The 19538-nt window shown below is 68.0% G+C and carries 19 protein-coding genes; 7 read left to right on the top strand and 12 right to left on the bottom strand.

Annotation, left to right across the window (positions count from 1 at the left end; genetic code table 11):
* Positions 1 to 4 precede the first annotated feature (4 nt).
* A complete protein-coding gene (locus DYZ02_RS01020; protein ID WP_115684606.1) occupies positions 5 to 844 on the bottom strand; it encodes a DUF3097 domain-containing protein in 840 nt (279 codons plus the stop codon).
* Between the two features lie 33 nt (positions 845 to 877).
* Between DYZ02_RS01020 and DYZ02_RS01015 the strand changes: the two genes are divergently transcribed.
* The gene (locus DYZ02_RS01015) at positions 878 to 1633 is read left to right on the top strand and encodes a hypothetical protein (protein WP_115686306.1); all 756 of its coding nucleotides are present in this window, start codon (positions 878 to 880) and stop codon (positions 1631 to 1633) included.
* Here DYZ02_RS01015 and DYZ02_RS01010 read toward each other — a convergent pair.
* From DYZ02_RS01010 to DYZ02_RS01000, 3 genes are all read right to left on the bottom strand, one after another.
* Complete coding sequence (locus DYZ02_RS01010; RefSeq protein WP_115684605.1) at positions 1630 to 2661, bottom strand: ferrochelatase; 1032 nt, start codon at positions 2659 to 2661, stop codon at positions 1630 to 1632. The two genes, DYZ02_RS01015 and DYZ02_RS01010, sit on opposite strands and share 4 nt — an antisense overlap.
* A gap of 21 nt (positions 2662 to 2682) precedes the next feature.
* Positions 2683 to 4281 carry a DIP1281 family NlpC/P60 protein gene (locus tag DYZ02_RS01005; protein WP_115684604.1) on the bottom strand — a complete coding sequence of 533 codons (1599 nt, stop codon included), beginning with the start codon at positions 4279 to 4281 and terminating at the stop codon, positions 2683 to 2685.
* A 424-nt stretch (positions 4282 to 4705) separates the two neighbouring features.
* A complete protein-coding gene (locus DYZ02_RS01000; RefSeq protein ID WP_115684603.1) occupies positions 4706 to 5197 on the bottom strand; it encodes an Rv1476 family membrane protein in 492 nt (163 codons plus the stop codon).
* Between the two features lie 225 nt (positions 5198 to 5422).
* Between DYZ02_RS01000 and acnA the strand changes: the two genes are divergently transcribed.
* The 5 genes from acnA (at position 5423) to DYZ02_RS00975 (ending at position 11302) form a co-directional block, all read left to right on the top strand.
* On the top strand, positions 5423 to 8203 hold the full coding sequence (acnA, locus tag DYZ02_RS00995; RefSeq protein WP_220272193.1) for an aconitate hydratase AcnA: 2781 nt from the start codon (positions 5423 to 5425) through the stop codon (positions 8201 to 8203).
* Between the two features lie 86 nt (positions 8204 to 8289).
* Positions 8290 to 8856 carry a TetR/AcrR family transcriptional regulator gene (locus DYZ02_RS00990; protein ID WP_115684601.1) on the top strand — a complete coding sequence of 189 codons (567 nt, stop codon included), beginning with the start codon at positions 8290 to 8292 and terminating at the stop codon, positions 8854 to 8856.
* Positions 8857 to 8880: 24 nt separating this feature from the next.
* The gene (locus DYZ02_RS00985) at positions 8881 to 9600 is read left to right on the top strand and encodes a glutamine amidotransferase-related protein (protein ID WP_115684600.1); all 720 of its coding nucleotides are present in this window, start codon (positions 8881 to 8883) and stop codon (positions 9598 to 9600) included.
* A 49-nt stretch (positions 9601 to 9649) separates the two neighbouring features.
* Complete coding sequence (locus DYZ02_RS00980) at positions 9650 to 9919, top strand: ACT domain-containing protein (protein ID WP_115684599.1); 270 nt, start codon at positions 9650 to 9652, stop codon at positions 9917 to 9919.
* A 12-nt stretch (positions 9920 to 9931) separates the two neighbouring features.
* Positions 9932 to 11302, top strand: a complete 1371-nt coding sequence (locus DYZ02_RS00975) for a PFL family protein (RefSeq protein WP_115684598.1) — start codon at positions 9932 to 9934, stop codon at positions 11300 to 11302.
* On the opposite strand, the gene DYZ02_RS00970 is transcribed toward DYZ02_RS00975, so the two are convergent.
* On the bottom strand, positions 11299 to 11547 hold the full coding sequence (locus tag DYZ02_RS00970; RefSeq protein WP_115684597.1) for a hypothetical protein: 249 nt from the start codon (positions 11545 to 11547) through the stop codon (positions 11299 to 11301). The two genes, DYZ02_RS00975 and DYZ02_RS00970, sit on opposite strands and share 4 nt — an antisense overlap.
* A 28-nt stretch (positions 11548 to 11575) precedes the next feature.
* On the opposite strand from DYZ02_RS00970, the gene DYZ02_RS00965 reads away from it, so the two are divergent.
* Positions 11576 to 12313 carry a glutamine amidotransferase gene (locus tag DYZ02_RS00965; protein WP_115684596.1) on the top strand — a complete coding sequence of 246 codons (738 nt, stop codon included), beginning with the start codon at positions 11576 to 11578 and terminating at the stop codon, positions 12311 to 12313.
* A 4-nt stretch (positions 12314 to 12317) separates the two neighbouring features.
* On the opposite strand, the gene DYZ02_RS00960 is transcribed toward DYZ02_RS00965, so the two are convergent.
* The 7 genes from DYZ02_RS00960 to sufB all read right to left on the bottom strand — a co-directional run bounded on the left by DYZ02_RS00960 (position 12318) and on the right by sufB (position 19512).
* The gene (locus DYZ02_RS00960; protein WP_115684595.1) at positions 12318 to 13946 is read right to left on the bottom strand and encodes an ABC-F family ATP-binding cassette domain-containing protein; all 1629 of its coding nucleotides are present in this window, start codon (positions 13944 to 13946) and stop codon (positions 12318 to 12320) included.
* A gap of 73 nt (positions 13947 to 14019) precedes the next feature.
* Entirely contained in the window at positions 14020 to 14400 is a 381-nt protein-coding gene (locus DYZ02_RS00955; protein WP_115684594.1) for a metal-sulfur cluster assembly factor, read from the bottom strand.
* A 19-nt stretch (positions 14401 to 14419) separates the two neighbouring features.
* A complete protein-coding gene (gene sufU / locus DYZ02_RS00950) occupies positions 14420 to 14869 on the bottom strand; it encodes a Fe-S cluster assembly sulfur transfer protein SufU (protein WP_115684593.1) in 450 nt (149 codons plus the stop codon).
* 3 nt (positions 14870 to 14872) lie between these two features.
* Positions 14873 to 16132: a cysteine desulfurase gene (locus tag DYZ02_RS00945; RefSeq protein ID WP_115684592.1), complete on the bottom strand. Its 1260-nt coding sequence runs from the start codon at positions 16130 to 16132 to the stop codon at positions 14873 to 14875.
* Positions 16132 to 16887, bottom strand: coding sequence for a Fe-S cluster assembly ATPase SufC (gene sufC / locus DYZ02_RS00940; protein WP_115684591.1), 756 nt, complete (start codon positions 16885 to 16887; stop codon positions 16132 to 16134). The genes DYZ02_RS00945 and sufC overlap by 1 nt, the downstream gene beginning before the upstream one ends.
* Positions 16888 to 16926: 39 nt before the next feature.
* Positions 16927 to 18102, bottom strand: a complete 1176-nt coding sequence (gene sufD / locus DYZ02_RS00935) for a Fe-S cluster assembly protein SufD (RefSeq protein ID WP_115684590.1) — start codon at positions 18100 to 18102, stop codon at positions 16927 to 16929.
* Between the two features lie 3 nt (positions 18103 to 18105).
* Positions 18106 to 19512 (bottom strand): Fe-S cluster assembly protein SufB, encoded by a 1407-nt coding sequence (sufB, locus tag DYZ02_RS00930; RefSeq protein WP_115684589.1) that lies wholly within the window; start codon positions 19510 to 19512, stop codon positions 18106 to 18108.
* Positions 19513 to 19538 lie beyond the last annotated feature (26 nt).

Raw genomic sequence — 19538 nt, 5'->3', positions numbered from 1 at the left:
CAGGCTACATGTCCGCCTTGCTCAGCTCAGGGGTTGTGACGAAATCGATGAGCCGCTCCACCGCCCCGATGAGGGTGTAGTCGAGGTCGCGGAACGTCGAGACCGCGTTGTAGACCCTGTTCCACCCCTCCCTCGTGTCGGACCAGCCGAGGCGCGCGCACACGCCCGTCTTCCAGTCCTCGCCGTAGGGCACCTCGGGCCACTCGCGGATGCGCACGCTGCGCGGCTTCACCGCCGCCCAGATGTCGATGTAGGGGTGGCCGGTGACGAGCACGTCGGGGCCGACGTTTTCCACCAGGCGGGACTCCTTGGTGCCCTCGATGAGGTGGTCCGCCAGCACCCCGATGCGGCGGCCCGGCCCCGGCTGGAACTCGGCGAGCTTCTCCCCCAGGTTGTCCAGCCCCTCGAGGTACTCCACGACGACACCCTCCACGCGCAGGTCGTGGCCCCAGACCTTTTCCACGATCGCGGCGTCGTGGATGCCCTCGACCCAGATCCGGCTCGGCATGGCGACCTTCGCCTTCACGTTCTCCACCCGCCTCGAGCCCGAGTTCGACGTGTGGGGGGCGCGCTTTTCCACGTGGCGCACCAGGGTGACCCGGTTGCCCTCCACGAGGAAGGCGCCGGGAAGCATCTTGAACAGCCGCTGGGTGCCGCGGCGGTCCTCGAGCCGCACGAAATCTCCGTCGTGGGTCCGCTCGAAGCCCACCACCGCGCCGACGAACTCGTCGCCGACGACCTCCGCGACCAGGCCGGGCTCGGCCGGGATCGCGGGATAGGAGGGCCGCTGCCTGCGCGAATGACCCTTGAAAATGTCTCCACCGTAGCGCTCATCGAAACCCATAGTGGGCAGATTCTATCCGCTATGATTGCCGCGGTGTACACGCGCGCCGAAGTCTACTCACCCCTGCAGAACACCGCCGTCTGGCTCGCGGCCTGGCTCTACGGCCACGAACCGACGGACGAGCTCCTCGACGCACTGCGCGACCTCGGTGGCACCCACACCTACGGCGGGCGCCCCATCGCCGCATTGCTTGCCGACGCCCGAGCAGCCGCCGACCTCACCTCCCCCGACCCTGCCGTCCGCCTCCTGCTGTGGGGACCCGGCCAGGCCGCCGCCATTCCCGCCGGCTCTCCCGCCCTGTCCGCCCTCACCCCGGCCGGGGCGGTGGCGCTTCGCGAGAGCGACGAGCTGACCCACATCCTCGTGCCGCGCTACACGGAGGGCGCGGTGGAATGGCGCTGGTTCGAGGAGCACGAGCGCCTCCCCGAGCCCGCCTGGCTCACCCCCGGCGAGGCCGACGCGCTGCTCGCGCGGGCCACCGACCAGGCCGCCGACCTCATCGAGGCCCTCGGGGGCGGCGCGGCGGACCTGCCGAACCCCCGCCTGACGGTCGGTGCCCTATCAGACTTCTACGACACGCCGGGTCTGCCCGGCTGCGTGACCCCGCGGGCGGCGAAGCTCTTCGCCCGGGCGGACCGGGTCGCGGCGATCATCGAGACTGTGACGGACACCGTCGGCGACCACAGCCTTGATCCCCAGCTTTTCGCCCTGTGGCGCCACATCCGCACCGCCCGCATGGCCGGAGTCGCCGACGCGGTGCATGACCTGTGGCGGGAGGCCTACGGCTAGGCTTCCTTCTTGCAGCACCCCGGGGCGCAAGGGGCGCCGTTGACGGTGCAGCCCTGGACGGTGACCGTCGACAGGCTTGCGGGCTCCGCGCCCTGGGCGACGTTCTCCGCGATGTCGACGACCATCGCCGCGAAATCCTTCGTCAGACCAACGGTGGGCAGGCGATCGAGCGTCATGCCCTTGTCCTCCAGCGCCTCCCGGAGCTCGGTATCCAGGTCCCAGACGACCTCCATGTGATCCGTGATGAAGCCGACCGGCACGCAGATGACGTGCTGAGTGCCCTCCTCCTCGTGCAGCTCGAGGGAGCGGTCTACCACATCCGGCTCGAGCCAGGGGGTGGCGGGGTTGCCGGAGCGGGACTGCCAGACCACCTCGTAGTCCGTGACGCCCGCGGCCTCGGCGATGAGGCGCGAGGCCTCCGCGACCTGGCGCGAGTAGAGGTGGGCGTCGGTCGGCCCGCCGGAGACCTCGTCGGCGGCGGAGGGGACGCTGTGCGCGGAGAAGAGGACCTTGGTCGCGCCGGCCTCGCCCTTCTTCCATGCCTCGGAGAGGTACTCGGCGTTGAGACGGACGAACTCGGGGTGGCCGTAGAACTGCCAGAGCTTCGTGTACTCGATCTCCGGCGTGACCTCGCGCAGCCGCTCGATGTCCTCGTCGTACTGGCGGCAGGCGGAGTAACCGCCCCAGGCCGAGGTGGCGAACACGAGCACGCGCCGGTGCCCGTCTTCCGCGATGGTGCGTGCGGCATCCTCCGCGAAGGGGCGCCAGTTGCGGTTGCCGAAGTAGACCGGAAGGTCGTGGCCGCGCCCGGCCAGCTCCGCCTCGATATTGGCGATGATCTCCCTGTTTTGGGCGGTGATCGGGCTGACGCCGCCGAAGTGGAAGTAGTGCTCACCCACCTCGGCCAGGCGCTCGCGGGGGATGCCGCGGCCGCGGGTCACGTTTTCCAGAAAAGGAATGACCTCGTCCTTTCCTTCAGGGCCGCCGAAGGAGAGGACGAGGAGTGCGTCGTAGTCGTTCAATGCCATGCCTCAGATAGTAGAGGATGGCTAGAGCAGCCGGACCGCCTTCGCGGACATTCCGCCGTAGCGCACCGGGGAGATCTGCACGTTCTGGCCGGACTGCGGGGCCTCGATCATCGTGCCGTCGCCGAGGTAGATCGCCACGTGCTGGCTGCCCTCCGGCCCCCAGAACAGGAGGTCGCCGCGCTGCGCCTCGCTCGGGTCGATCTGGGTGCCGCGCTGGTACTGGTAGCCCGTGTAGTGGGGCAGCGACACTCCGGCCGCGGCGAAGGCGTACAGGACCAGGCCCGAGCAGTCGAAGCCCTTCTGGCCGCCCTCGAGGCCGGACGTCGGGCCGTTGGCGTCGCCACCGCCCCAGACGTACGGGGTGCCGATCATCGACTGCGCCCGCGCGATCACCGTCTCCACCTTCGAGGTATTGGCCGCCGGGGTCAGGGCGGAGCTGATCTTGTCCGTCACGCTCTCCGCCGTATCGACGTCCGGAAGCACCTCCTCCACCCCGGGGGCCTCAGTCGCGGCCGACTGCGCCGAGCCGAGCGCGCTGGACAGGCCGCGGGAGAACGCGGCGATGAGCTCCGCCGAGTTGCTGCCCGAGTAGGGGTTGTCCAGCTCCGTGTGCTCAGCCTGCGAGGAGCCGATCAGGGCCGTGGCGGCCGCGATCGCCGCGGCCTCCGCGGTGGCGTCGCCAGCGGAATCGCCCGCACGCTCGGCCGCGGTTTCCGCCGTGGAGATCGCGCTGGAGATCTGCTCGTCGGTCGGCTCGGGAGCGTCCGGGGCGGCCGAGGACAGCTTCTCGCGCACCGCCTTGGCCACCTCGGGATCGACCGGCGCCGATTCCTTCTTCGGCTCGGGGGCGGGGGTGGCGGTGGCGGTGGCGTTATCGGCCTTGGCGGCGGACGCGCCGGGTCGGGCGTCGTCAAGCTCCTGCTGCGCGGACTTCAGCTCGGACTCAGCGGCACTGCGCTCGGCGGTGCGCTGCTCGAGCTCGCGCTGGTTGGCGTCGAGCTTCTCGCGGGCGTCGCGCTCGGCCGACTCTGCCTCGGCGGCGGTCTGCTCGGCGAGGCGGCTCGTCTCGCGCAGCGTGGACTCCTCGTTGGCCGCCTCGGTGCGCGCGCGCTCCACCTCGGCGAGCTTGGCCTGCTTCTCCTCCGACTGCTGGCGCAGGTAGAGCGAGCGGTCGAGGACGTCCTTCTGCTTGTCCCCGCCCTCCGAGGCGGACAGGCCCGCGAGCGCCGAGGGGCTGCCCTGGGCGCGGTACTGCAGGCGGGTGATTTCGGCCAGCTCCGCGCGGGCCGCCTCCACGGCGGACTCCGACTCCTCGAGACGCTTGCGCGCCTCCTCGACGCCCCGGCGGGCCTGCTCGGCGCGGGACTGGGCGTCGTGCAGATCCACCAGCGCCTGGTTGACGTTCTCGCGCAGCGTGCCGAGCCCGAGGTCGAGCTCGTCGACGCGGGCCTGCGCGTCCGAGATGGCGGCGACGAGAGAGGAGGCGGAGGATTCGCCCTCCTGCGCCCGGGACGCGGGGGAAACGAGGGTGCCGGCGAGGGAAAGGGTTGTCGAGCACGCGATCACGCTGGTGGCCGTCCGGACCCAGCGCACACGGGTGCCCTTCCTGGGGTTGCCCATTGGAGGTGCTCCTCACACCGCACGTCAAACACACGGCCGGGGCGCGCTGACTAGGCGCGCGACGGCACGAGAGGGTAAGCCCTCAGGCTTGACGGGCGGAAGGTTAGTTGACTACTGACGCAGGCACGTGAGCCGGGCAATCATCCCTCCGCGTCAACCTCCGGCGCTTGGCGTGCTTCCCCACATGCCCGAACCTGTGTTGTCACGGTGAGATATGAAATTGCCTACGACTCACGAGCCGACATCGAAACCATACGACACTTTATTAATCCGTTGCACAACCTTTACCTACTTTCACATTGGTCAAGGCGATTCACATGACCAACGTGCCCCGCACGCTGCGGGATTGACACGCCGGTATATTTCAGTGATCTTCGTCACACTAGTGAAATGTGGCCGGCACCGCCCGGGGCTACTCCTTGAGTCAAGCCTTTCTGCTTGACTGTGACCGGGCGAGCAGGTAGCTCACGGCCGCCACCACCGCCACCGCCACAAGGACCAGCGCGCCCACCGCAGGCCAGTTCCACACCCCGCCCTGCGCCGCGCCCGCAAAGGCCCGCAGACCCTCCCCGTAATCCGGCTGCGCCATCATCGCCCTCTGCCCGCGCTCCACCTGCGCCCTGCTCGCCGCGTCGCTCGCCGCGCCGCTCGCCTGAGGGGTGCGCACGATCACCGTCCCCAGGCCCGTCTCCGTTGCCAGATCCTGCGCCACGTCCCTCAGGTCTGCGGGCTGCGCAGGAGTCTGCTCGAGCACGACGAAACCGATCTCGCCGAGTTCGCCGGCGGGCAGGGACTCCAGCGTCGAGGAGAGGTGCTGCTCGAGGGGGCCGTTCGCCGGATTGTCCGTGGCGAAAGCTATCCCGTCGCCCTCCAGCTGCCCGGCGAGCGAGTTCATGTCAATGTCTGCGGGGATCATCGGTGCCTCACAGTCCTTTCGTCGTGTCTTCCCCACCGCCCTTCCCACCCGAAGGGGGGAGGTCACACGGCCCATCCGCCGGTGAGACGCAGTTCACACGCAAAACATAACGGCCGTTACGTTAAAACGTCGACTGGATTTGGTGGCGTCCCTTAGTATGGATAGTTGACCACCAATTGGGTCATTATTCCCGGATTTGGTTAACGACGAGAAATGGAGCTCACTGTGGCTGAAAGCAAGAACTCCTTCAACGCCAAGAAGACGCTCGAGGTCGGCGAGAAGTCCTACGACTACTTCGCCCTCGACGCCGTCGAAGGCATGGAGAAGCTTCCCTACTCCCTCAAGGTGCTGGGCGAGAACCTGCTGCGCACCGAGGACGGCAAGAACGTAACCGAGGACCACATCAAGGCGCTCGCTAACTGGGACCCGGAGGCCGAGCCTTCCGTCGAGATCCAGTTCACCCCCGCCCGCGTCCTTATGCAGGACTTCACCGGCGTCCCCTGTGTGGTCGACCTCGCCACCATGCGCGAGGCCGTCTCCACCCTCGGCGGCAACCCCGACCAGGTCAACCCGCTCAACCCGGCCGAGATGGTCATCGACCACTCCGTCATCATCGAGGCCTTCGGCTCCGCCGACGCGCTCGACAAGAACGTTGAGATCGAGTACGAGCGCAACGAAGAGCGCTACCAGTTCCTGCGCTGGGGCGCCGAGAACTTCTCCAACTTCCGCGTCGTGCCCCCGGGGACCGGCATCGTCCACCAGGTCAACATCGAGTACCTCTCCCGCGTCGTCTTCGACCACGAGGGCGTTGCCTACCCCGACACCTGCATCGGCACCGACTCCCACACCACCATGGAGAACGGCCTGGGCATCCTGGGCTGGGGCGTCGGCGGCATCGAGGCAGAGGCCGCCATGCTCGGCCAGCCGGTCTCCATGCTCATCCCCCGCGTCGTCGGCTTCAAGCTCACCGGTGAGATCCCGGTCGGCGTCACCGCCACCGATGTGGTGCTCACCATCACCGAGATGCTGCGCCAGCACGGCGTTGTGCAGAAGTTCGTCGAGTTCTACGGCAACGGCGTCAAGCAGATCCCGCTGGCCAACCGCGCCACCATCGGCAACATGTCGCCGGAGTTCGGCTCTACCTGCGCGATCTTCCCGATCGACGAGGAGACCATCAACTACCTGCACCTGACCGGCCGCGACCAGGAGACCATCGACCGCGTCGAGGCCTACGCGAAGGCCCAGGGCATGTGGCTCGAGCAGGACGCTCCGGAGGCGAATTACTCCGAGTACCTCGAGCTCGACCTGTCCACCGTCGTGCCGTCGATCGCCGGCCCGAAGCGCCCGCAGGACCGCATCCTGCTCTCCGAGTCGAAGCAGACCTTCCGCAACCAGCTGCCGGACTACAACGACGCCGGCAACGAGACCTTCGAGCCCGTGCGCGCCGAGAAGACCGAGGCCGTGTCCTACAACGAGTCCTGGCCGGGCAACGGCGAGTCCGCCGCCGAGGGTGCCGAGGGCCGCGCCTCCAAGCCGGTCATCGTCGAGTCCCCGCAGGGTGGCGAGTACACCCTCGACCACGGTGCCGTGGCCATCGCCGCCATCACCTCCTGCACCAACACCTCCAACCCGTCCGTCATGGTCGGCGCCGCCCTGCTCGCCCGCAAGGCCGCCGAAAAGGGCCTGAAGGCCAAGCCGTGGGTCAAGACCATCATGGCGCCGGGCTCCCAGGTTGTTGACGGCTACTACGAGCGCGCCGACCTCTGGAAGGACCTCGAGGCCGTGGGCTTCTACCTCACCGGCTTCGGCTGCGCCTCCTGCATCGGCAACTCCGGCCCGCTGCCCACCGAGGTTTCCGAGGCCATCAACGAGTACGACCTCACCGCGACCGCCGTGCTCTCCGGCAACCGCAACTTCGAGGGCCGCATCTCCCCCGACGTCAAGATGAACTACCTGGCGTCGCCGCTGCTGGTCATCGCGTACTCCATCGCCGGCACCATGGACTTCGACTTCGAGACCCAGCCGCTCGGCCGGGACTCCGAGGGCAACGACGTCTTCCTGAAGGACGTCTGGCCGTCCGCCGAGGAGATCGAGAAGACGATCGCCGACACCATCTCCCGCGAGATGTACGAGTCCGACTACGCCGACGTGTTCAAGGGCGACGCCCAGTGGCAGGGCCTCGACATCCCGGAGGGCAAGACCTTCGACTGGAACGAGGACTCCACCTACATCCGCAAGGCCCCGTACTTCGATGGCATGCCGGAGCAGCCGAACCCCGTCGAGGACATCACGGGCGCCCGCGTCCTGGCCAAGCTGGGCGACTCGGTCACCACCGACCACATCTCCCCGGCGTCCTCCATCAAGCCGGGCACCCCGGCCGCCAACTACCTCGACGAGCACGGTGTGGAGCGCCACGACTACAACTCGTTCGGTTCCCGCCGCGGCAACCACGAGGTCATGGTTCGCGGCACCTTCGCCAACATCCGCCTGCGCAACCAGCTGGTGGAGGAGGCGGGCGGCTACACCCGCGACTTCACGCAGGAGGGCGCGCCGCAGGCGTTCATCTACGACGCCGCCCAGAACTACGCCGAGGCCGGCATCCCGCTGGTCGTCCTGGCGGGCAAGGAGTACGGCACCGGCTCCTCGCGTGACTGGGCCGCAAAGGGCACCAACCTGCTCGGCGTGAAGGCCGTCATCACCGAGTCCTTCGAGCGCATCCACCGCTCGAACCTCATCGGCATGGGCGTCCTGCCGCTGCAGTTCCCGGCCGGCGAGTCCCACGAGTCCCTCGGCCTGGACGGCACGGAGACCTTCGACATCTCCGGCATCACCGCTTTCAACGAGGGCGAGACCATCCCGAAGACCGTGAAGGTCACCGCCACCAAGGAGGGCGGCGAGAAGGTCGAGTTCGACGCCGTTGTCCGCGTCGACACCCCGGGTGAGGCGGAGTACTACCGCCACGGCGGCATCCTGCAGTACGTGCTGCGCCAGATGGTTCAGAGCTAGTCTCCCGTAACCATCAAGGAGGGGTCTTCCGGCTTCGGCCGGCGGGCCCCTCTCCCCTTTTTCCGCCCCGCAAGTGAGGAACCCCGATGCCGATAGTGCCCGACGTTGAACTCAACCGCCGCCGCAGGGAGATCATCGACTCCGCGCGCGCGTGCTTCGCGAAGCACGGGTACGAGGGAGCGACCGTCGCGCGCCTCGAGGAGGCGACGGGCAAGACCCGCGGAGCGATCTTCCACCACTTCGGGGACAAGGAGTCGCTCTTCCTTGCCGTGGCCAGCGAGGACGCGGCGCGGCAGGCGGCGATCGTCGCCGAGAACGGGCTGATCGAGGTCATGCGCACGCTCATCGCGCGGCCCGAAAAGAACAGCTGGTACGCCACGCGAGCGGAAATCGTGCGCAAGTTGCGCACCGACCCGGGGTTCGAGGAGCGGTGGCGGGTCCACCAGGAGGTGCTCGACGGCGCGGTCCACTCGCGGCTCGAGGCCAACGCGGCGATGCGTGACGACGTCCCCGTCGACGTGATCCACACCTACCTATCCACCGTCATGGACGGGCTGGTGGTGAAGCTGGCCGAGGGCGAGCCCACGGCCCGCCTGGAGCAGATGCTGGACCTGGTCGAGCAGTCGGTGCGTGCCCCGGTGCGAGGAAAGTAGACCAAGCGGTATAGAATATGCCGCATGTCTAGATTCCTCCTCGTCTCCCTGCGCAACGGCGAGCTCGGCCCGGATGTCGCCGCGGCCGAGCTGCGCGACGTCCTGGACGCCACCGGGCTCGCCGCGGGCGACGTGGACATGCAGGTCCTCGCGGACACCGGGACGCGCATCGAGGGCGTCGACAAGTATGCGGGCGTGATCGTGGGAGGCAGCTCTCTCAACGTGACCAACCCCCACTACTCACCCTGGCAGGAGCACATCCACGCAGAGCTGCGCTCGCTGCTCGAGGCGGACCGGCCGGTCTTTTTCATCTGCTTCGGCATGAGCTGGCTTGTCGACGCCCTCGGCGGCTCCATCGGCCACTCGGCGCCCGAGGCCTCCGGCCCGACGGAGGTGGAGCTGACCGCCGCCGGGCGCGAGGACGCCCTCATGCGGGACTTCCCCGACTCCTTCCGCGCGCTGACGGGGCACACCGAGAACCCCGAGACCCTCCCGGAGGGCCTGGAGGTCCTCGCCGCCGGGCCGAGCACGACGGTTCAGGTGGCGCGCTGGGGCGAGAAGGTGTGGGCGACCCAGTTTCACGCGGAAATGGACGCCGCCGCGATGAAGACGCGCATGGACTTCTACTACGACTACGGGTACTTCCCCCTGACGGAGTACGACACCATCGTGGCGGCCCTGCCGAGCGTCGATGTGACGTGGTCGAATGAGCTGCTGAAACGCTTCGTGGATCACTGCCGCTAGCGCGGTGCCGACGCGTGTCGGCGACCCGGGGTTGACTAGACTGCGGGCTATGCACGCAATCATCACGACCACGGGCCAGGACCGCGTCGGCATCATCGCCGGCGTCTCGGCCGCCGCCGCAGAGCGCAATCTGAACATCCTCGACGTCTCCCAGACCCTCATGGACGACTTCTTCACCATGATCATGCGGGCGGAGATCCCCGGCGAGAGCGTCGACATGGCGGAGCTGCAGCGCCACCTCGCGGGCGTCGGCGAGCGTCTCGGCGTGGTCGTGCGGATCCAGTCCACGGACCTGTTCACCGCGATGAACGAGATTTAGGCGGGCAAAACAGTGGCCGTTGATTTCAGGATTGCATCCAAGAACATCCTCAGCGTCATCCAGATGATCGAGGACTACCGCCTCGATATCCGCACCGTGACCATGGGCATCTCGCTCATCGGCTGCACGCGCGCGACGATGGAGGACACCTGCCGCGCGGTCTACGACCGCGTGACCACCCGCGCGGCCCGGCTCGTCGAGGTCTGCGAGGGCATCGAGCGCGAGCTCGGCATCCCGATTGTGAACAAGCGCATCTCCGTCTCCCCCGTCTCGCTCGTCGCCGCGGGCGTGGAGGGCAACCCGGTGGAGATCGCCAAGGCGCTCGACCGGGCGGCTGCGGAGCTCGGCGTCAACTTCGTGGGCGGCTACTCCGCGCTGGTGGAGAAGGGCGCGACGGAGTCCGACAACCGGCTGATCCGCTCGATCCCCGAGGCGCTCACCGTCACCGACGCCGTGTGCGGCTCGGTGAACGTGGCCACCTCGCGCGCGGGCATCAACATGGACGCCGTGCGCGTCATGGGCGAGGTGGTCAAGGAGGCCGCCGAGCTGACCCGCGAGCGCTCCTCCATCGCGTGCGCCAAGCTGGTCGTCTTCGCCAACGCTGTCGGCGACAACCCCTTCATGGCCGGCGCGTTCCACGGCATCGAGGAGCCGGACACGGTGGTCTCGGTCGGCGTGTCGGGCCCGGGTGTCGTCGATAATGCGATCGGCTCGCTCGAGGGCGCCTCGCTCAACGAGGTGGCCGAGGAGATCAAGAAGGCGGCGTTCAAGATCACCCGCGCGGGGCAGCTCGTGGGCAACCTGGCCGCCGAGCGTCTCGGCGTGCCCTTCGGCATCGTCGACCTTTCGCTTGCCCCGACCGCCGAGGTGGGCGACTCCGTGGCCCACATCCTCGAGAGGATGGGGCTCGAGCAGGTGGGCACGCACGGGACGACCGCCGCGCTCGCCCTGCTCAACGACGCCGTGAAGAAGGGCGGCATGATGGCCTGCTCGCGCGTCGGCGGCCTGTCCGGCTCGTTCATCCCGGTCTCCGAGGACCAGGGCATGATCGACGCGGTGCGCGCGGGCTCCATCTCGATGGACAAGCTCGAGGCCATGACCTCGATCTGCTCGGTCGGCTTCGACATGATCGCCATCCCCGGCAACACCTCAGCCGAGCTCATTTCCGGCATGATCGCCGACGAGGCCGCGATCGGCGTGATGAACCACAAGACCACCGCGGCCCGCCTCATCCCGGTGCCGGGGACGAAACCGGGCGACGAGGTCAACTTCGGTGGCCTGCTCGGCTACGCGCCGGTCATCCCCGTCAACGAGAAGGGCAACGACTCCTTCATCCACCGCGGCGGCTTCATCCCCGCCCCGGTGCACGGGTTCCGCAACTAGCGCTTCTTCCCCACCGCGAACCAGGCGAGCCAGCCCAGGGTGTTGACGCCGGCGATGAGCGGGGTCCACAGCAGCTTCGGCCCGCGCACCTTCTCCTTCGGGGTGCGGGCCAGGCTGGCCAGCGCGAGGGACTTGCCCACCGCGTCGGCCGCCCCGAGGACGCCGAGCACGGCTCGCCCGCCGGGGCTGAGCTCCTTCCAGGATTCGGACAGCTGCTTGCGGATGCCTCCATTTTTCTGTGCCATACCCCGACCTTACTGCTACCTTTAGCCAATGAGCACGTACACGCGCCCGTTCCTCCTTCTGAGCACCCGCCCGGAGGACGAGGCCGCCGCTGCCGAGCTGGCCAGCTTCCTCTCCGCCATGGGCCTGCCGGCCGGCGCGATCGAGCAGCGCCGCCTCGAGCGCGCCCCGCTCGGGCGGGTCGACCTCGACGCGTACTCGGGGGTCCTGCTCGGCGGCAGCCCCTTCAATAACACCGACGCCAGCAAGTCGCGCCTGCAGCTGCGAGTCGAGCGCGAGATCGGCACTCTCGTCGCGGCGATCATCGACCGCGACCTCCCCCTGCTCGGCGCCTGCTACGGCATCGGCGCGATCGGCACCGCCATCGGCGCCCGCCTGAGCAGCCGCTACGCCGAGGACGCCGCCTCCATCGAGCTTTCGCTTAACGACGCCGGGGCGGCCGACCCCATCCTCGCGGGCCTCCCCGCCCGCTTCTCCACCATCGTTGGCCACAAGGAGGCTGTCGAGCACCTGCCCGACGCCGCCACGGTGCTCGTCACCGGTGAGGCCTGCCCCACCCAGATGTTCCGGGTGCGCAGCAACGTCTACGCCACCCAGTTCCACCCCGAGCTGACCGCCGAGTCCCTGGAGCTGCGGCTGCGCATCTACGCGGACCAGGGCTACTACGACGCCGACGAACTGGAATCCATCCTCGAGACGGCCTACGCGGCTGACTACTCGTGGAACCGCAGGATCCTGGAGAACTTCGCCGCACGATACGCCCGGTGACGCCCTAGGCGAGCTCCACGATCTCCATGTACTCGTCGTTCCACATGTCCTCGTCGCCCTCGGGCATGATGATGACGCGCTCCGGCTCGAGCGCGCGGACCGCGCCTGGGTCGTGTGTGACCAGGACGACGGCGCCGGTGTAGGTCTTCAGCGCGTCGAGCACCTGCTCGCGGGACTGGGGGTCCAGGTTGTTGGTGGGCTCGTCGAGAAGCAGCACGTTCGCGCGCGAGGACACCAGCGTGGCCAGGGCGAGGCGCGTCTTCTCGCCGCCGGAGAGAGTCCCGGCGGGCTGGTCGAGCTTGTCACCCGAGAACATGAACGCGCCGAGCAGCCCGCGCAGGTCCTGCTGGCCCGCATCCGGGCAGGCGGCGATGGTGTTTTCCCAAACAGACTTCTCCCCGTCGATGGTGTCGTGCTCCTGGGCGAAGTAGCCGATCTTCAGACCGTGGCCGGTGACCAGCCCGCCCTCGCCGTCCGTGCGCTCGACGCCGGCGAGCAGCTTCAGCAGCGTCGTCTTGCCGGCGCCGTTCGTGCCCAGGACAACCACGCGCGAGCCCTTGTCGATGGCCAGGTCGACGCCCGCGAACACCTCGAGCGAGCCGTACATCTTGGTCAGGCCCTTCCCGTAGAGGGGGGTCTTGCCGCAGGGGGCGGGCTCCGGGAAAGAGATCGAGGCGACCTTGTCGGCGATGCGGACGTCGTCAAGGCTGTTCATCATGCGCTCGGCGCGGGCGAGCATCTGCTTCGCCGCGGCCGCCTTCGTCGCCTTCGCCCCGAGCTTGGCGGCCTGCTTCTGCAGCGCGGAGGCCTTCTTTTCGGCGTTGGCGCGCTCGCGGCGCCGCCGCGCCTCGTCGAGGGCGCGCGCGTCCTTGTACTTGGCAAAGCCCATGTTGTACACGTCCGCCTCCGCGCGCACGGCATCGAGGTACCAGATCTTGTTGCACACGTCCTCGAGGAGGTCGACGTCGTGGGAGATCATGACCAGCCCTCCCTCGTGCTTGGACAAAAAGCCGCGCAGCCAGGTGATCGAGTCGGCATCGAGGTGGTTGGTCGGCTCGTCGAGAAGCAGCGTCGTCGTCGACTTACCGGCCCCGTCGTTCGCGGCGAAGAGGATCTGCGCCAGCTCCACGCGGCGGCGCTGGCCGCCGGAGAGGGTCTTCAGCGGCTGGTCGAGGATGCGCTCGGGAAGCCCCAGGTTGTCGCAGATCTGCGCCGCCTCGGCGTCGGCCTCGTAGCCGCCGAGGGCGTGGTAGCGCTCCTCCAGACGCGAGTACTTGGAAATCGCGGCGTCGCGCTTCGACCCGTCGGAGGACTCCATGATCTCCTGCTGCCGGTCCATCGAGCTGCGCAGCTGGTCCAGTCCCCGGGCGGAGAGGACGCGGTCGCGCGCGGTCTGCTCGATGTCGCCCTCCTTCGAGTCCTGGGGCAGGTAGCCGATCTCGCCGGAGCGGGTCACCGACCCGGCGTAGGGCTCGGTCTCCCCCGCCAGGATGCGCATCGTCGTCGTCTTGCCCGCGCCGTTGCGGCCGACGAGGCCGATGCGGTCGCCCGGCTGGACGCGGAGGTGCTGGCCGGGGGCGTCGAGAAGCGTGCGCGCGCCGACGCGCACTTCAAAGTCGTTGGTGACAATCACGGGGAACTACCTTACTCGGGCGGGCAAACGGAAAAACCGGCGGAGTTACCCGCCGGTTGTGTGCAGCCGCAGCCTAGACCGCGAAGCCGAGCGCGCGCAGTTGCTCGCGCCCCTCCTCGGTGATCATGTGCGGGCCCCACGGGGGCATCCACACCCAGTTCAGCTCGACCTCGTCGACGGAGGTGTTGCCCACCACCGCCTGGGAGGCCTGCTCCTCGATGACGTCGGTGAGCGGGCACGCCGGCGAGGTCAGCGTCATGTTGAGCACCGCCTTCGTCACCTCACCCTCCTCCTCGATCCAGGCGTCGTAGACCAGGCCGAGGTCCACGACGTTGATGCCGAGCTCGGGGTCGATGACGTCGTGCAGGTACTCCACGACGTCGCTGGTGAGCTTGATCTGCTCCTCGGTCTGCGTCGGGCGCTCGCGCTGCCCGTCGAACTTGTTGTCGCTCATGTGCTTCGTCCTTCGGTTTCTAAGAGCGTGTGTCCAGCGCGTCGGAGGTAGCAGCCTGGAAGGCCTTCCACCCCAGCAGCGCGCACTTGACGCGGGCGGGGAACTTCGCCACGCCGGCGAACGCGACACCGTCGCCGATCTTCTCGGGGTCGCCCTCGACGGTGCCCCGCGAGGTAATCATCGTGTCGAAGACCTCCAGCTTGTCCATCGCCTCAGCGACAGGCAGGCCGATGACCTCCTCGGCCATCACGCTTGCCGACGCCTGGGAGATCGAGCACCCGGTCGCATCGTACGACACGTCCTCAACCGTCTCCCCGTCCTCCGAGAGGTGCACCCGGAGCGTGATCTCGTCCCCGCAGGACGGGTTCACGTGGTGAACCTCGGCCTCGTAGGGGTCGCGCAGGCCCGCGTGCTGGGGGTTCTTGTAGTGGTCGAGAATGACCTCTTGGTACATGGATTCAAGGTTCATGGCTCACACCCCAAAGAACTTCCTGGCTTTGTCGATGCTGTTGACCAGCGCGTCGACTTCCTCCTCGGTGTTGTAGAGGTAGAAGCTGGCGCGCGCCGTCGCCTGGACGTCCAAGCCGCGGTGGGCCGGCCACGCGCAGTGGTGCCCGGTGCGGATGGAGACCCCGTCGCTGTCGAGGACCTGGCCCAGGTCGTGCGGGTGCAGCCCCTCGACGGTGAAGGCGATCGCGCCGCCGCGCTTCTCCGCGGTGAGAGGGCCGGCGATGCGCAGGCCCTCAATGCCCTGCATCTTCTCCAAAGCCAGCGCGGTGAGGCGGTGCTCGTGCGCGGCGATGGCGTCCATGCCCACCTCCTCGAGGAACTCGACGGCGGCGCCGAGCCCGACGACCTGGCTGGTCATCTGGGTCCCCGCCTCGAAGCGCTGCGGCGCGGGCGCGTAGGTCGACTGGTCCATGTGGACCACCTCGATCATGGACCCGCCCGTGAGGAACGGGGGCAGCTCGTCGAGGAGGCGGCCCTTGCCGTAGACCACGCCCACGCCGGAGGGACCGCACATCTTATGGCCCGAGAACGCCGCGAAGTCGACGTCGAGGGCGTGCAGGTCCACCTTCATGTGGGGCACGGACTGGCAGGCGTCGAGAACCGTGAGGGCCCCGACGGCCTTGGCGCGGCGCACCATCTCCTCCACGTCCGCGTGGGCTCCCGTGACGTTGGACTGGTGCGTGAAGGCGACGACCTTCACGGATTCGTCAAGCTCGAGCGAGTCGAGGTCGATGCGCCCGTCCGGGGTCATCGAGTACCACTTCAGCTGGGCGCCGGTGCGGCGCGCCAGTTCCTGCCAGGGCACGAGGTTCGCGTGGTGCTCGAGTTCGGTGACCACTATGGTGTCGCCCTCGCCGACGCGGTGGGCCCCCGCGCGGTCGTCGCCGAGCACGTACGAGACGAGATTGAGCCCCTCGGTCGCGTTCTTCGTGAACGCGATCTCGTGCCCCTCGGCGCCGACGAACCCCGCGATGCGCTCGCGCGCCGTCTCGTAGGCGTCGGTCGCCTCCTCCGCGAGCTGGTAGGAGCCGCGGTGCACCGGCGCAAAGTTGTTCAGCACGAAGTCGCGCTCGGCGTCCCACACGCGTTCCGGTCGCTGCGATGTCGCACCGGAGTCGAGGTAAACCAGCGGCTTGCCGTCGCGCACGGTGCGGGACAGGATCGGAAACTCCGCGCGGATGGCCTCCACGTTGAGCGTTCCGTCAGAGTGTGTGTACGTCATTAGATGAACTTCTCGTAGCCTTCCGCCTCGAGGGTGTCCGCCAGCGACGCGTCACCGGTCTGCACAACCTTGCCGTCGGCGAAGATGTGGACGAAGTCCGGCTTCACGTAGTTGAGAATGCGCTTGTAGTGGGTGATCATGAGCACGCCGCCGTCGGTCTCCTGCTGGTACTTGTTGATGCCCTCGGAGACGATGCGCAACGCGTCGACGTCGAGGCCGGAGTCGGTCTCGTCCATCACGGCGAACTTCGGCTTCATCAGGGCGAGCTGCATGACCTCGTGCCGCTTCTTCTCGCCGCCGGAAAAGCCCTCGTTGACGGAGCGCTCGGAGAAGGAGGCGTCCATCTGCAGGGACTCGCGCGCGGCGTTGAGCTCCTGGACCCACTCGCGCAGCTTGGGGGCCTCGCCGCGCACGGCGGTCACGGCGGAGCGCATGAAGTTGGAGGAGGACACGCCCGGGACCTCAACCGGGTACTGCATGGCGAGGAAGAGGCCGGCGCGGGCGCGCTCGTCGACTTCCATCTCGAGGATGTTCTCGCCGTCGAGAAGCACCTCGCCGTCGGTCACCTCGTACTTCGGGTGGCCCGCCAGGGTGTAGGCGAGGGTGGACTTGCCGGAGCCGTTCGGGCCCATGATGGCGTGGGTCTCGCCCGACTTGATGGTCAGGTTCACGCCCTTGAGGATCGGCTTGGGCTCCTGGCCCTCCTCGGTCGGGAGAACGTTGGCGTGGAGGTTCTTGATTTCCAGGGTGGACATAGGTTTTCTACCGTCTGCTTTCTGTTGGGGTGGGTCGGCTTAGAGGTTGGCCTGCTCGAGCTCGCCGGAGACGCGGGCGATCAACTCGTCGCGGACGGACTCAACCGGGATGAGGTTCAGCACCTCGTTGAAGAAGCCGCGGATGATGAGGCGGGTGGCCTCCTCCTCGGGGATGCCGCGGGAGCGCAGGTAGAAGACCTGCTCCTCGTCGAAGCGACCCACCGTGGCGGCGTGGCCGGCGCCGGCGATCTCGCCGGTCTCGATCTCCAGGTTCGGGATGGCGTCGGCGCGGGCACCGTCAGTGAGCACCATGTTGCGGTTCGTCTCGTAAGTGTCCGTGCCCAGCGCCTCGGCGCGGATGAGGACGTCGCCGACCCAGCAGGTGTGGGCGTCGGGCTTGTCGGAGCCCTTCACGCCTTGCAGCGCGCCCTTGTACAGGACGTTGGAGCGGCAGTTCGGCACGGAGTGGTCCACCAAGAGGCGGTTCTCGATGTACTGCCCGTCGTCGGCGAAGTACACGCCGGTCAGCTCGGCGTCGCCGCCGGGGGCGGTGAACTTCACGCGCGGGGTGATGCGCACGATCTCGCCGCCGAAGGTGGTCACGGTGTGGCGCAGGGTGGCGTCGCGGCCCAGCACGATCTGCTGCGCGCCGAGGTGGACGGCGTCGAGGTCCCACTCCGCGTCGACGACCGCGTGGATGCGCGAGCCGTCGCCGAGGACCCAGTTGACGTTGTCCGCGTGGGTGCCGGACCCCTCGTAGTTGACCAGGACGGTCGCCGAGGAGTTCGCGCCCGACTGGATGAGCACCGTGCCGAAGGTGGTCACGTCGGCACCAGCGCCGGTCACGGTGACCACGACGGGCTCGGTGAGCTCGGCGTTGGCGGGGATGGTTACCAGAGTGCCGGACTTCGCCGCGGTCCAGGCCTGGGCGGCGACGCGGTCGACGGGGGCGCCGGCGGCCTGCAGGCGCTCGTCGTCAGGCGCAACCTGCTCGACGGTGACCTCGGCCGGACCCTCGACCGAGATGCGCGCCTCGGCGACCTCGGAGAAGGTGCCGTTGTGCAGGCCGCGGATGCGGCGCAGCGGGATGAAGCGCCAGACCTCGTCGCGCCCGCCGGGGATCTCGAAGTCCTCCACGTTGAACGAGGAGAAAAGGTCGCCCTTGTTGTTGTGGGGCGTGCCGGCCTTGACGGTTTCTACGGGAGCTTGCGTCATGGGTTAACCCACCGATCCTTCCATTTGCAGTTCGATAAGACGGTTGAGCTCGAGGGCGTACTCCATCGGCAGCTCCTTGGCGATCGGCTCGACGAAGCCGCGCACGATCATCGCCATGGCCTCCTCCTCCTCGATGCCGCGGGACATGAGGTAGAACAACTGCTCCTCCGAGACCTTGGACACCTTCGCCTCGTGGCCGAGGGTCACGTGGTCGTTGCGGATGTCGTTGTAGGGGTAGGTGTCCGAGCGCGAGATGTTGTCCACCAGCAGGGCGTCGCACTCGACGTTGGAGGCCGAGTGGTGCGCGTTCGGGTGGATCTGCACCAGGCCGCGGTAGGCGGCGCGGCCGCCCCCGCGGGCCACGGACTTGGACACGATGGTCGAGGAGGTGTGCGGCGCCAGGTGCGTCATCTTCGCACCGGTGTCCTGGAACTGGCCCTCGCCGGCGAAGGCGACGGAGAGGACCTCGCCGCGGGCGTGCTCACCGGTCATCCACACGGCCGGGTACTTCATGGTCACCTTGGAGCCGATGTTGCCGTCGACCCACTCCATGGTCGCGCCCTCTTCCGCCTTGGCGCGCTTGGTCACCAGGTTGTAGACGTTGTTCGACCAGTTCTGGATGGTGGTGTAGCGGCAGCGGCCGCCCTTCTTCACGATGATCTCCACGACGGCGGAGTGCAGCGAGTCGGACTTGTAGATCGGCGCGGTGCAGCCCTCGACGTAGTGGACGTAGGCGTCCTCGTCGACGACGATGAGCGTGCGCTCGAACTGGCCCATGTTCTCCGTGTTGATGCGGAAGTAGGCCTGCAGCGGGATGTCCACGTGGACCCCCGGCGGGACGTAGATGAAGGAACCGCCCGACCACACGGCCGAGTTGAGGGCGGAGAACTTGTTGTCACCCGCCGGGATGACGGAGCCGAAGTACTCCTTGAAGATGTCCTCGTGTTCGCGCAGCGCGGTGTCGGTGTCGACGAAGATGACGCCCTTGGCCTCCAGATCTTCGCGGATCTGGTGGTAGACCACCTCGGACTCGTACTGGGCGGCGACGCCGGCGACGAGGCGCTGCTTCTCCGCCTCGGGGATGCCCAGCTTGTCGTAAGTGTTCTTGATGTCCTCCGGCAGGTCCTCCCAGGAGGTGGCCTGCTTCTCGGTGGACCGGACGTAGTACTTGATGTTGTCGAAGTCGATCTCCGAGAGGTCCGCGCCCCAGGTGGGCATGGGCTTCTTCTCGAAGATGTCGAGCGCCTTCAGGCGCTGCTCGAGCATCCACTCCGGTTCCTGCTTGATGCCGGAGATGTCGCGCACGACGTCGGCGTTGAGGCCGCGGCGGGCCGCGGCGCCGGCAACGTCGGAATCGTGCCAGCCGTAGTTGTACGCACCAATGGACTCGATGATTTCGTCGTCGTTCATCGGCCTTTCCAGGCCGGGTGCGGGAG

Origin of the sequence: Corynebacterium senegalense (assembly GCF_900411315.1) — a bacterium.
Classification (GTDB): Bacteria; Actinomycetota; Actinomycetes; order Mycobacteriales; family Mycobacteriaceae; genus Corynebacterium; species Corynebacterium senegalense.
The sequence above is the reverse complement of the archived record's forward strand: the minus strand, read 5'-3'. Positions and strand labels throughout refer to the sequence as shown.